Raw genomic sequence first — 11,761 nt, 5'->3', positions numbered from 1 at the left:
AGGTGGGCAACTCAAAAAGCTCGTGCTTACGCTAAGCCGACATTCGTCCGTCCCGCAGCATCTGTCATTCTGGGCTCAAACCGGACACCCGTCGAGCCGCGGAATGGACAGCGGGTGCGATTTTGCCTATCGGTTGGGAAAGATCGAGGGGCAGACATGGCAAAGCGCGAAGCGTTCAGGATCAATGGTACCGAGATTGCGCCGGGCACGCGCGAGACGGTGGATGTGCCGGTCAGCACGCTTTCGGATCATACGCCCGTACATCTGTCGGTGCATGTCATTCACGGCAAGAAGCCCGGTCCAGTGATGTTCGTGTCGGCCGCGATCCACGGCGATGAGGTGATCGGCGTCGAGATCGTTCGGCGGCTGCTGAAGGCCGAGGCATTGCAGAACATGGCGGGGACGCTGCTGGCGGTGCCGATTGTCAATTCCTTCGGATTTCTCAACAACACCCGCTATTTGCCCGACCGGCGCGATCTGAACCGGTGTTTTCCGGGCCAGCCCGAAGGGTCGATGGCGTCCCGGCTGGCGCATATTTTCATGACCGAAGTGGTTGAGCGGGCCGATCTGGGGATTGATCTGCACTCGGCCGCGATTCACCGCACCAACATGCCGCAACTGCGGCTGACCCCCGGCAATGAGCGGCTGCGCGAATTGGGCCAGGCCTTTGGTGCGCCGGTGATGATGCATTCGAAACTGCGCGACGGATCATTGCGGATGGCGGCGGAAGAGGCGGGCGTTGATGTGCTGCTATATGAAGGCGGCGAGGGGCTGCGTTTTGACGAATTGGCGGCGCGCGCCGGGGTCAGTGGCATCCTGCGGGTGATGCGGCAGCTCAAGATGATCGCCGCCAAGGGCGTGCCCAAGGCGCGGGTGAAACCGGTCTTTTGCAGCTCGTCCAGCTGGTACCGCGCACCGGCGGGTGGCCTTTTCCGGGGCTACCTGACGATTGGCGACACGGTGGAGCCGGGCACGGTGCTGGGGGCGATTACCGACCCGTTTGGCGAGGTTGAAACCGAGGTCAGCGCCGATGCCGAGGGGATCGTGATCGGGCGCACCAACATGCCGGTGGTCTATGAGGGCGAGGCACTGTTTCACATTGCCGAGACGCCGCGTGCAGATGATGCCGCCGAAGGTGTGACCGCCCATCTGGAAGCGGCCCCGCTTTATGACGAGGACGAGATCATCTGATCCCGTCCCCGGCTTATTGGTTATTTGACGATGTCGATGTCCAAGAGGCCCGTCTTGAACACCAGCCCGGCCAGTACGCCACCGATGATCGGCGCGACGATAAAGAGCCAGAGCTGGCTGAGCGCTGTGGCACCGGCAAAGAGCGCGGGCCCGATGGAGCGTGCGGGGTTGACCGACACGCCGGTCACGTTGATGCCGACCAGATGGATCACGACCAGCGCCAGCCCGATCGCCAACCCGGCCATGGCCGAGGGGGCACCAGCACCGGTGGAGCCCAGGATCACGGTGACAAAGAGGAAGGTTGCCACCAGTTCAAAGATGAAAGCCGCGCCCATTGCATATTCACCCAGATAGCCCGTGCCCCAGCCGTTTTGACCAAGGCCGTTTGCTGTCACCGAATAGTCTGCCTTGCCGCTGGCGATCATCATCAGAACCAGCGCGCCTGCAATGGCACCGGCGACCTGCGCGATGATGTAATGCACGGCTTCGCCTATCTGCATGCGACCGGCGACGACGGCGCCCAGCGACACGGCGGGGTTGATATGGCAGCCCGAGATATGACCGATCCCGTAGGCCATGCCGATCAGGGCAAGGCCAAACGCAAAACTGATGCCCAGCAGGCCGATATCGCCGCCAGCGATCACGGCAGCGCCGCAGCCAAACAGTACGAGAGTGAATGTGCCGATAAATTCGGCGGTGAATTTCTTCATCTTCTGTCTCCTCTTGCGGGCCTGGTTTTGCCCTGTTCTATGGGGAGACAGAAACAGCAATGCGTCCCCGTGGGTCACGGGGAAAATTCAAGGCTTTTCGTCGCAACGCCGGTCTTATGTGACCTTATCACGATTGGTCGGCAGCAGAAAGATCGACACAACGAGCAGGCTGAAAATGAACTCGTAGACTTCCCATACACGACTGACATCAAGTAGTGACTCGACCGCGACAATCACAAGGCTGGACACAATGGCGAGCACCCCATGACGCCAGCCCGGTACGGGCACGGCAAGTGTATCGGCCAGGTTTCTGATCCTTTCGCTGCGCGAATAAAGCCAGGGCAATACCGCGAGATAGAGCAGGATCGCTACCGTCAGGACCGGGCCAAACAGGGTTTTCGCCAGATGCAGGCCGCCAATTTCGAGGTTGTGAAGATTGGTCTCGTCCTGTTTGTTAAGCTCTTTCAGGGCTTCGCTGGTTTCCCAGCCGAAAATGCGCTGGCCCCAGGAGATTTCCTCTCCGGCGCCGAAAAAGAACAGCAAGGCGTAAAAAAACGTCAACCCCACGGCAAGCTTGGTAGCCCTGCCGCGCAGAGATAGGGCATTCCTGATCAAGATCAGGCTGGCGATGAAAAGTGCAATCGCAGTGCCATATTCCACCACACCGTCCTCAGCCGCGAATTTGAGCGAGAAATAGAGATGATCCCACAGGCTGATCCCCACGGTCAGCATCAGAACGGTGATGATCGTGGACATCAGGAAGTTGTCGATTTTTTCTGAATTCATGATCAGAGGCTTTCTGCGCGTAGCGGGTACCGGTGAGGCCGAGATAGGCGAGGGAACCCGCGGCATCAAGTTTTATCGGAAATTGGTCGGCAAAAGCATGACTGGTGACGTTGCCGGACCACCGGTTGGATGAGCGGTGCATAGGCTGATATCATCGCGTAGGAAGAGGATTGATTTAACCCGATATGAAACCGGGCGGCGCACGAACCTGCTTGTCTTCTTGCGCGTCTTGCGATGTAGTCCCGGATGACTCAGAGAACCAGGAGCGGCGGAAGCGACCCATGCAATACCTAGCCCCAACCACTGTCGATGAAGCGGTCAGCCTGTTGGCTGGCGCGTCCGGCGATTGCAGAATTCTGGCCGGAGGTACCGACCTTCTGGTGCGGATGCGGTCCGACATGGCCGATCCGGATACGGTGGTCGATCTCAAGCGGATCGACGCGCTGAAACAGATTACCCCTGAAGATGGTGGCTGGCGCGTGGGCGCGGCAGTGTCGGGCGCTGAAATGGGGGAACATGAAGGCCTGGTGGCCGATTGGCCCGGTGTGGTCGAGGCGACGAACCTGATCGGGTCTACCCAGGTACAGGGCCGCTGCACGATGGCGGGCAATCTGTGCAACGCCTCCCCTGCTGCTGATAGCGTACCGGCGATGGTGGCGGCCGGAGCGGTCGCGCGCGTCGTGGGGCCGAACGGCACGCGGGTTGTGCCGGTCGAGGAAATTCCCACAGCGCCGGGTCGGACATCCCTTGAAAAAGGCGAATTGATCGACGCGATCATTCTGCCGGAACGTGGCGTTCGTTCGTCGGACGCTTATCTGCGTTTCATTCCGCGGACCGAGATGGATATCGCGGTGGTAGGTTGTGCCGTTTCGCTGTCGCTGGACGAGGATGGTACCTGCACGGCGGCGCGGGTTTCGCTGGGGGCTGTAGCGCCGACAGTGCTGTTGGTGCCCGCGGCCGCAGAGGCGCTGATCGGCACCAAGATGAACGATGCGGCGCTGGATGCGCTGGCGGCGGCCTGCTCGGCAGCGGCCAAACCCATTGATGACAAACGAGGCACCGTTGATTTCCGCGTACATGTGGCCGGGGTGCTGGCCAAACGCGCGGCGGTGATCGCCAGGAAACGCGCAGGAGGTGCGGCATGAGCAAGATCCATGTAACCACGTCAGTGAATGGCGATCCGACAGAATTTCTTTGCGACGCCGATGAAACCCTGCTGGATGCGCTGCGCGACCGGCTGGGCATGACCGGGTCCAAGGAAGGCTGCGGCACCGGCGATTGCGGCGCCTGTTCGGTTACTGTGGATGGGCGGTTGGTCTGCTCTTGCCTGATGCTGGGGGCCGAGGCCGAGGGCCGCGAAATCGGCACCATCGAGGGCATGGCGAAAGGTGATCAACTACATCCACTGCAACGCAAGTTCATCGAACATGCGGCACTGCAATGCGGTATCTGCACGCCGGGTTTGCTGGTGGCGGCGAAATCGCTGTTGGAAAACAACCCGGACCCGACCGAAGAAGAAACCCGGTATTGGCTGGCAGGCAATCTTTGCCGCTGCACCGGGTATGACAAGATCATTCGTGCCGTTCTGGATGCGGCGCAGGAAATGCGGGAGGCTTCGTAATGGCACTGGATGACAAGCAGCTTTACCAGACACGCGAATTCAAGGTTGTCGGTACGCGGGTAAAACGCCCTGACGGGATCGACAAGGTGACCGGCAAGGCCCGGTTTGGCGCGGATATGAGCGCACCGGGCATGCTGATTGCCCGGGTGTTGCGCAGCCCGCATGCCCATGCGCGGATCAAATCGATCGATACCTCGGCGGCCGAAGCGTTGCCCGGTGTGCATGCGGTGCTGACCCGTGCCGATTTCGACGAGATCACCGATGACGATTTCACAGCCGACATCCTCGATAACTGTATGGCGGGCGAAAAGGCGCTTTATGACGGTCACGCGGTGGCGGCGGTGGCGGCAAATTCTCCGTCTGTCGCCAAGGCGGCGCTGAAGTTGATCAAGGTGGACTACGAGGTGCTGCCGCATGTGACGGATGTGGATGCGGCAATGGCCGCGGACGCGCCGGTATTGCATGAGGGGCGCGCCAACGAGACTGTGCCTGCAGGCATGTCGCCAAACGTTTTGTCGCGCTATGAATTCGGGCACGGCGATATCGAAGCCGGTCTGGCCAAGGCTGACCGCGTGATCGAACGCACCTACCGGACCGAAGCGACCCATCAGGGCTATATCGAGCCGCATGCCTGTCTGGCGTCGATGGGTGCCGATGGTCAGGCCGATCTGTGGTGCTGTACCCAGGGCCATTACATGGTGCGCAATACCTGTGCCGCGATCATGGGGATGGAACAGGGGCAGTTGCGCGTCACCGCCTCGGAAATCGGCGGGGGTTTTGGTGGCAAGACGACCGTGTTCCTGGAGCCGGTCGCATTGGCGCTGTCCAAGAAAACCAGCCGTCCGGTCAAGATGGTGATGAGCCGGTCAGAAGTGTTGCGGGCCACGGGGCCCACGGCTTCCAGCTCCATCGACGTGCGTATCGGCATGACCAAGGACGGTCAGATCACCGCGGCCTTTGCGGAATTGCGTTACCAAGGCGGGGCCTATCCGGGCTCGCCGGTCGAATTCGGTTCGATGTCGGCCTTTGCGCCTTATGATCTGGAAAACGTGAAAACCGTTGGCTGGGATGTGGTGACAAACCGCCCGAAACAGGCGGCTTACCGTGCGCCTGGTGCGCCAATGGCGGCCTATGCGGTTGAAAGCGCGGTGGATGAATTGGCCAAGGGATTTGGTCTTGATCCGCTGGCCGTGCGTCTGGAAAACGCCGCGCGCGAAGGCACCCGTGCCAGCTATGGGCCCACTTTTCCGGCGATCGGCCTTGAGGCGACATTGCGCGCCGCCAAGGACCATCCGCACTGGAGCGCACCCTTGGGCGAAAATCAGGGCAGGGGCGTGGCCTGCGGCTTCTGGTTCAACTTCGGCGGCGATACCTGCGTGTCGTTGAACATCACGCCGGATGGCACCGTGACCGTGTCTGAGGGCAACCCGGATATTGGTGGGTCACGCGCGTCGATGTCGATGATGGCCGCCGAAGAGTTGGGCATTCCTTACGAACAGGTCCGAACCATTGTGGCGGATACCGGATCGTTGGGTCAGAACGAGGTGACCGACGGGAGCCGGGTGACTTTTGCGGTCGGGCTGGCCACGATCGAGGCTGCACGCGCCGCGAAACGCGAGATGTGCAAACGCGCCGCACAGGTCTGGGGCATTGATGAAGACGCGGTGGAATGGGAAGACGGGGCCGCGCGGCCTGCGGGGCCCAATGCCGGGAAACACCCGCCGATGACGATCAAGGAAATCGCCGCGATTGCGTCGAATACCGGCGGGCCGATTGCCGGCCATCATGAGGCCAACCCCGAAGGCGCCGGCGTGAGCTTCGCCACGCATATGGTTGATACCGAGGTCGATCCGGACACCGGTGCCGTCAAGATTCTGCGCTACACCGTGTTCCAGGATGCGGGCAAGGCGGTGCATCCGGATTACGTCGAAGGGCAGTTTCAGGGCGGGGCGGTGCAGGGCATCGGTTGGGCGCTGAATGAGGAATACATCTATGGCGATGACGGCGTGCTGCAAAATGCCGGGTTCCTCGATTACCGCATCCCGGTCGCGTCCGATCTGCCGATGATTGACACCGTGATCCTGGAAATCCCCAACCCAGGCCATCCTTACGGGGTGCGCGGGGTGGGCGAGACCTCGATCGTGCCGCCACTGGCGGCTGTGGCCAATGCCGTATCCGAGGCCGCGGGCGTGCGCCTGACGCAATTGCCGATGTCGCCGCCCAAGGTGCTGAAAGCGGTTCAGGGCCTGTAAAACAAGGGGTGCAAGCGATGGTCCAGGTCAGGATTTGGGGATCGCTTGCCGCCATGACCGAAGATCAGACCGAGGTCGAGATCGAGGCCGGAACGCTGCGTGAATTGCTGGACGGGCTGGCGGAGAAATATCCCGCCATCCGTCCGCAACTGGACCGGGGTGTCTCGGTCGCGATTGACGGACGGGTCTATAATGACAGCTGGTTCACGCCGATAAACCCCGACAGCGAAGTCGTACTGCTGGCCCGTCTCAAGGGCGGTTAGAGCGCCGACTTCTGGCCCAGCGCGGCGATGTTAGCGTTATCACGCACTGCCCGCGCGGGTGTTATCCCTTGTGTACGGCGCGGGGGTGTTTGTTACAGCCTTTCCTTCCCACATCAGTTTTATCGCAGGGCAAACTGCCCCGCGGACAACACCGCAGCCCGGGCTTGGGCTGCCTGGAAAGGAGACGTGATATGATCCGTGTCGTTTTACCTACCGTCGTAAGTTTCGCCGCGCTGATGAGCCTTTGGGCCGTGATGTCGGCCGTGGCCTGAACGGCCAGACTGGAAAAACCGCTAGGGGCGCTTCGGGCGCCCCTTTGTATTTTGCAGCGGTCGGAGAGGGGCATTGTGGCCGGTTAACGAAAGATGACCGGCGCCGCGCGGAGACCCCTGCGAATCGACCCGGAAATCCCCCGGAAACCCAAGGTTAACAGGGCAAAACAGCGGGCTGTATTACGTCGGTATCGCGTCGGTATTACGTCGGTATTTGTGCCCGAATTTGCGCCGTTAACAGGGCGCACGGTGGGATTTTGACACGAAAACGCAAGCGCCCGCCCATGGCGCTTGCGGCAAACGCTATCTGAGAATGCCTTTGCGCTTACAGATTTTCTCATACTCTTTGTAGAGCTGCTCTTCGAACATTAAGGCCCCCGCAATCGGTATGTAGGCCACTTGTTGCGCCTTCGCCTGTGCCGCCTGTCTGTCCTTGTAGCTGAGCGAATTGTAACAGCGATTGATCTGTGCATCGCTGTATTTCGCCAGCGTTGGCGATGGACCGGCGGCGCAGCCCGCAAGACCAAATGCGAAAATGGTGATTGCACCCAGGTTTCTTGTTTTCATGGATAGTTTCCCCTCGTTTGAAATCCATTCCGTTTCAATCAATCAGGGCAGCGCAGTAATAATCATACCTCGCGGCAGAAGGCCCTCTTGATACTCGTAGTATGCTGCCCCTTCCCGACAGCGCGCAGTGACCAGCAGACACGGAAAATACCGTGGCCCGTCGATAATTTTTGGGTGATTGCCGAGAATTAAGTGCGGTCTACATCCGCATCCTGCGACTTGTTACATGTAACATCTTTACCGGTACCGACACTTAATATGAGTTTGATTGCCCATCCAAATGTGGTGACCCGTCCCCAATTCCGTTATTTTTATGCTCTCATCACGTCCCAACCTGACCTAGAAAATCCACCTGACATTGCAGATCAATAATTTTGCAGGGTGAGCGGGTCTTTCTGAAATCTGTCCCTTCTTTACCTTTTTGTTGATCGTTTAACAGGTCACAGGTTTTGTCAATGTTATTGGATATCAGGGCGTAGGCCGGGGTTCGCCCCGGATTGGGGCGCGGGGATGGCCGGCGTCTTGGGGTGGAACCCACCATTCTTCCATGATCGGGAAATGCGTGGGTTTTACCCACCCTACGAATTTGTTGTTCCATGTGCGGGCGCTTCGCTTTCGTCTGCGTTCATGCGATGCCGTTTGAGGTTGGATTTGGATTGGAGTGTGTTCACGTGCGCCCTAGGCTAGTTTCTGGGCGGATCAGCTTGTTGGTCGAGTGAACTTGTCTGATGGAAAGGGAGTGATGGAAATTTGTGGAGGGTTCGCACCGACCCCACGTTTGCTGCCAATCTTAATAGTGCTTAATTCAAACTTCCGAAGGAGGAAGCTTTATGCCGCCAACGTCTTTTGGAAAGCAGTTGGTCGCTATCCATCAATACCAAATTGGTAAGGGTTTCGTTGGAGCGGCTTACTTACAACGGTCTCATTTACAAAAAAGGCAGATAAATCACGAGCCTTTCGACTATGTGGTTCTTCACTTATTTGCTCAAGGAATCGAGGCAATCTTAAAAGGTTTATTGTTGTTGCTCGACTTCGACAAATACAAAAGTGACCTTCCGAAACGTAAAAAATTTGGGCACAATCTTGAAGCACTAGCAGAGGAGCTGCGCGCTGCAACAGATCAAAACCAGTTATCTGTCGAATTGGCGGCAGAACTCTCTTTGTTGAACGAACTATTTGCCTCTCACCTACTGAGATATTCAAGCGCTGTAAGTTTGTTAAATGGCCCAAATTTAATTTCGATAAAACGGTTGGAGAAGCGTGTTGCCGCCTTAATTCGTTTGGTGGATTTTGAAATCTCGAAACTCAATGTTGAAACGATTTGGTGATAGTCAAACATCCAATTCCTCCACGAACCTCGCGTTTTCCTGGATATACTGGAAGCGCAATTCGGGTTTTTTGCCCATGAGGCGCTCAACAAGGTCGCCGGTTTCGCCGGGTTCATCCTCGTCTATGGTCACGCGGATCAGTTTGCGGGTTTTGGGATCCATCGTGGTTTCCTTGAGGTCCTTGGCGTCCATCTCTCCCAGGCCCTTGAAGCGCTGCACGTCGATCTTGCCCTTGCCGCCGAGGCCCTTTTCCAGCAAGGCGTTTTTCTCGGCATCATCAGCCACATAGACGCGGCGCGCGCCTTGGGTCAGGCGGTAGAGCGGCGGGCAGGCGAGGTAGAGATGCCCGGCGTCGATCAACGGGCGCATCTGGGTGAAGAAGAAGGTCATCAGCAGCGAGGCGATATGCGCGCCGTCGACATCGGCATCGGTCATGATGATGATCTTTTCATAGCGCAGATCGTCGATGTTGAAGCGGCTGCCCATACCACAACCAAGGCTTTCGCAGAGATCGGAAATCTCGGCATTGGAGCCCAGTTTTGACGAGGCCGCGCCGAGCACGTTGAGGATCTTGCCCTTGAGCGGCAAGAGCGCCTGGGTTCTGCGGTCGCGCGCGCCCTTGCCGGAGCCGCCGGCGCTATCGCCCTCGACAATGAAAAGTTCCGTGCCTTCGCGGTCTTTTGACGAACAGTCGGTCAGCTTGCCGGGCAGGCGCAGCTTCTTGGTGGCCGATTTGCGCTGGGTCTCTTTCTCCTGCCTCCGGCGCAGGCGTTCTTCGGCCCTGAGCACGAGGAAATCGAGGATCGCCCCGGCGGATTTGGTGTCGGCGGCGAGCCAGTTGTCGAAATGGTCGCGGACGGAGTTTTCGACCAGCCGCTGCGCCTCGGTCGTGGCCAGGCGGTCCTTGGTCTGGCCGACGAATTCCGGCTCGCGGATGAAACACGAGACCAGCGCGCAGCCACCTGTCATCAGATCGTCGCGGGTGATCTGGGCCGCCTTGCGGTTGTTGACCAGCTCGCCATAAGCCTTGATGCCCTTGACGATGGCCGCCCAGAAGCCCGCCACATGGGTGCCGCCCTCGGGCGTGGGCACGGTGTTACAGTAGCTTTGCAGGAAGCCGTCGCGCGACGGGGTCCAGTTGATCGCCCATTCGACCTTGCCGGGCACCTGGAAACGTTCCTGAAAGTCGACGGTGCCCGCGAAGGGCTGATCGGCATAGGTGGAGGCGGGGCCGAGGGTTTCCTTGAGGTAATCGGAGAGGCCGCCGGGGAAGTGGAACGTGGCCTCTTGCGGGGTTTCGCCATCGGATATCGCCGATTTCCAGCGGATTTCGACGCCCGAGAAGAGGTAGGCCTTGGAGCGGATGGATTTGAAAAGCCGCGCGGGTTTGAACCGGTGGTGGCCGAATATCTGTTCGTCGGCGTGGAAAGTGACGGTGGTGCCGCGGCGGTTGGGGGCCTGGCCGATTTTCTCGATCGGGCCAAGGGGGATGCCGCGCGAGAAGCGCTGTTCGTAAAGCGCCTTGTTGCGGGCGACCTGGACCACCATTGAATCCGAAAGCGCGTTCACGACCGAGGCACCGACACCGTGCAGGCCACCCGAGGTCTGGTAGGCCTTGCCGCTGAATTTGCCGCCCGCGTGCAGGGTGCAGAGGATGACCTCCAAAGCGGATTTGTCGGGGAATTTCGGATGCGGGTCGATCGGGATGCCGCGGCCATTGTCGCGGATGGTGATGGCGTGATCCTCGTGCAGCTCAACCTCGATCCGTGTGGCGTGACCAGCGACGGCCTCGTCCATCGAGTTGTCCAGCACCTCGGCGACAAGGTGATGCAGGGCGCGTTCATCGGTGCCGCCGATATACATGCCGGGGCGCTTGCGGACCGGTTCCAGCCCTTCGAGCACCTCGATGGAATGGGCATCATAGTCGGATGGGTCGGGCTGCCCGGAGAGGAGATCGTTCATACCGCTGCTCTTTGTTTTCTTGGTTTTGCGCTATTATGGCAGAGCGGGGCGCGCGGGAAAAGCGGCTTCGGACAGGAATTGACAGCATTACGGTATAGCAGGGTGCCGGGAGGAGGGTGAAATGCGCGCGTTTCAGGAGATTTTCGAGATCAGCGCCGGGCGGCATGGCGGGGCAGAGGCGCTGGAGGCGAAGCTGGGCAGACCGAAGTCGGCGGCGGAGCTGGCGGCGATCCCGGAAGACCGCTGGCTGGCGGAGATGTCGAAATTCGTGTTTCGCACCGGGCTGAACTGGAGCGTGATCGAAAACAAGTGGCCGGGGTTCGAAGAGGCGTTTCACGGGTTCGACATTGGCCGTTGCGCGCTGATGGATGACGTGATGTTCGATGCGCTTCTGACCGACACGCGGATCGTGCGGCACGGGGCCAAGATCGCCTCGGTCCGGGACAATGCGGCGCTGATGCTGGAACTGCGCGAGGAGGGTGGCATCGGCAAGGTCGTTGGAGAGTGGCCGTCCGAGGACTATGCGGCGCTGCTGGAGATGCTCAAGACACGCGGTTCGCGGCTGGGCGGGACCACGGGGGCTTATGCGCTGCGGTTCATGGGGCGGGATGGCTACGTGCTGTCCAAGGACGTGGTGGCGCGGCTGATCGCCGAGGGCGTGGTGGACAAGGCCCCGACGTCGAAAAGCGCGATGAAAGCGGTGCAGACGGCGTTCAGCACATGGATGGCGCAATCGGGCCGGTCGCTGACAGAGATCAGCCGGGTGCTGGCGATGAGTATCGGGTAGCCGAGTTCGATGCCCGGCCACG

At 59.7% G+C, this 11,761-nt stretch carries 11 protein-coding genes; 7 read left to right on the top strand and 4 right to left on the bottom strand.

Annotated features, from left to right (window positions below; all coding sequences use genetic code 11):
* Positions 1 to 156: 156 nt before the first annotated feature.
* Positions 157 to 1,191, top strand: coding sequence for a succinylglutamate desuccinylase/aspartoacylase family protein (locus Q1B27_RS24065; RefSeq protein WP_299852594.1), 1,035 nt, complete (start codon positions 157 to 159; stop codon positions 1,189 to 1,191).
* A gap of 20 nt (positions 1,192 to 1,211) precedes the next feature.
* On the opposite strand, the gene aqpZ is transcribed toward Q1B27_RS24065, so the two are convergent.
* Both aqpZ and Q1B27_RS24055 read right to left on the bottom strand, forming a co-directional pair.
* Positions 1,212 to 1,901, bottom strand: coding sequence for an aquaporin Z (gene aqpZ, locus Q1B27_RS24060; protein ID WP_299852591.1), 690 nt, complete (start codon positions 1,899 to 1,901; stop codon positions 1,212 to 1,214).
* 114 nt (positions 1,902 to 2,015) lie between these two features.
* Complete coding sequence (locus tag Q1B27_RS24055; RefSeq protein ID WP_299852588.1) at positions 2,016 to 2,687, bottom strand: hypothetical protein; 672 nt, start codon at positions 2,685 to 2,687, stop codon at positions 2,016 to 2,018.
* A gap of 281 nt (positions 2,688 to 2,968) precedes the next feature.
* Here Q1B27_RS24055 and Q1B27_RS24050 point away from each other — a divergent pair, with 281 nt between their 5' ends.
* The 4 genes from Q1B27_RS24050 to Q1B27_RS24035 are packed head-to-tail and all read left to right on the top strand — an operon-like array spanning position 2,969 to position 6,823.
* Complete coding sequence (locus tag Q1B27_RS24050) at positions 2,969 to 3,832, top strand: xanthine dehydrogenase family protein subunit M (protein ID WP_299852585.1); 864 nt, start codon at positions 2,969 to 2,971, stop codon at positions 3,830 to 3,832.
* Positions 3,829 to 4,308 (top strand): (2Fe-2S)-binding protein, encoded by a 480-nt coding sequence (locus Q1B27_RS24045; protein WP_299852583.1) that lies wholly within the window; start codon positions 3,829 to 3,831, stop codon positions 4,306 to 4,308. The genes Q1B27_RS24050 and Q1B27_RS24045 overlap by 4 nt, the downstream gene beginning before the upstream one ends.
* A complete protein-coding gene (locus tag Q1B27_RS24040) occupies positions 4,308 to 6,560 on the top strand; it encodes a xanthine dehydrogenase family protein molybdopterin-binding subunit (protein ID WP_299852580.1) in 2,253 nt (750 codons plus the stop codon). The genes Q1B27_RS24045 and Q1B27_RS24040 overlap by 1 nt, the downstream gene beginning before the upstream one ends.
* A 17-nt stretch (positions 6,561 to 6,577) precedes the next feature.
* On the top strand, positions 6,578 to 6,823 hold the full coding sequence (locus Q1B27_RS24035; protein WP_299852578.1) for a MoaD/ThiS family protein: 246 nt from the start codon (positions 6,578 to 6,580) through the stop codon (positions 6,821 to 6,823).
* 575 nt (positions 6,824 to 7,398) lie between these two features.
* On the opposite strand, the gene Q1B27_RS24030 is transcribed toward Q1B27_RS24035, so the two are convergent.
* Positions 7,399 to 7,662, bottom strand: coding sequence for a hypothetical protein (locus Q1B27_RS24030; protein ID WP_299852575.1), 264 nt, complete (start codon positions 7,660 to 7,662; stop codon positions 7,399 to 7,401).
* Positions 7,663 to 8,492: 830 nt separating this feature from the next.
* Between Q1B27_RS24030 and Q1B27_RS24025 the strand changes: the two genes are divergently transcribed.
* Entirely contained in the window at positions 8,493 to 8,990 is a 498-nt protein-coding gene (locus tag Q1B27_RS24025; RefSeq protein WP_299852572.1) for a hypothetical protein, read from the top strand.
* A gap of 3 nt (positions 8,991 to 8,993) precedes the next feature.
* Here the strand turns inward: Q1B27_RS24025 and parE are convergent, their stop codons facing one another.
* Positions 8,994 to 10,952: a DNA topoisomerase IV subunit B gene (gene parE, locus Q1B27_RS24020; protein WP_299852569.1), complete on the bottom strand. Its 1,959-nt coding sequence runs from the start codon at positions 10,950 to 10,952 to the stop codon at positions 8,994 to 8,996.
* A 121-nt stretch (positions 10,953 to 11,073) separates the two neighbouring features.
* Here parE and Q1B27_RS24015 point away from each other — a divergent pair, with 121 nt between their 5' ends.
* Positions 11,074 to 11,739 (top strand): DNA-3-methyladenine glycosylase I, encoded by a 666-nt coding sequence (locus Q1B27_RS24015; protein WP_299852566.1) that lies wholly within the window; start codon positions 11,074 to 11,076, stop codon positions 11,737 to 11,739.
* The last annotated feature ends 22 nt before the right edge of the window (positions 11,740 to 11,761 follow it).

The sequence above is a fragment of the uncultured Roseovarius sp. genome (genome assembly GCF_947489715.1).
Taxonomy (GTDB): Bacteria; Pseudomonadota; Alphaproteobacteria; order Rhodobacterales; family Rhodobacteraceae; genus Roseovarius.
The sequence above is the reverse complement of the archived record's forward strand: the minus strand, read 5'-3'. Positions and strand labels throughout refer to the sequence as shown.

Excerpts from the sequence above, each read along its gene's own strand:
- Q1B27_RS24015 (WP_299852566.1), top strand. The coding sequence starts at position 11,074 with ATGCGCGCGTTTCAGGAGATTTTCGAGATCAGCGCCGGGCGGCATGGC.
- Q1B27_RS24050 (WP_299852585.1), top strand. The coding sequence starts at position 2,969 with ATGCAATACCTAGCCCCAACCACTGTCGATGAAGCGGTCAGCCTGTTG.
- Q1B27_RS24025 (WP_299852572.1), top strand. The coding sequence starts at position 8,493 with ATGCCGCCAACGTCTTTTGGAAAGCAGTTGGTCGCTATCCATCAATAC.
- Q1B27_RS24065 (WP_299852594.1), top strand. The coding sequence starts at position 157 with ATGGCAAAGCGCGAAGCGTTCAGGATCAATGGTACCGAGATTGCGCCG.
- Q1B27_RS24035 (WP_299852578.1), top strand. The coding sequence starts at position 6,578 with ATGGTCCAGGTCAGGATTTGGGGATCGCTTGCCGCCATGACCGAAGAT.
- Q1B27_RS24040 (WP_299852580.1), top strand. The coding sequence starts at position 4,308 with ATGGCACTGGATGACAAGCAGCTTTACCAGACACGCGAATTCAAGGTT.
- Q1B27_RS24055 (WP_299852588.1), bottom strand. The coding sequence starts at position 2,687 with ATGAATTCAGAAAAAATCGACAACTTCCTGATGTCCACGATCATCACC.
- parE (WP_299852569.1), bottom strand. The coding sequence starts at position 10,952 with ATGAACGATCTCCTCTCCGGGCAGCCCGACCCATCCGACTATGATGCC.
- Q1B27_RS24030 (WP_299852575.1), bottom strand. The coding sequence starts at position 7,662 with ATGAAAACAAGAAACCTGGGTGCAATCACCATTTTCGCATTTGGTCTT.
- Q1B27_RS24045 (WP_299852583.1), top strand. The coding sequence starts at position 3,829 with ATGAGCAAGATCCATGTAACCACGTCAGTGAATGGCGATCCGACAGAA.
- aqpZ (WP_299852591.1), bottom strand. The coding sequence starts at position 1,901 with ATGAAGAAATTCACCGCCGAATTTATCGGCACATTCACTCTCGTACTG.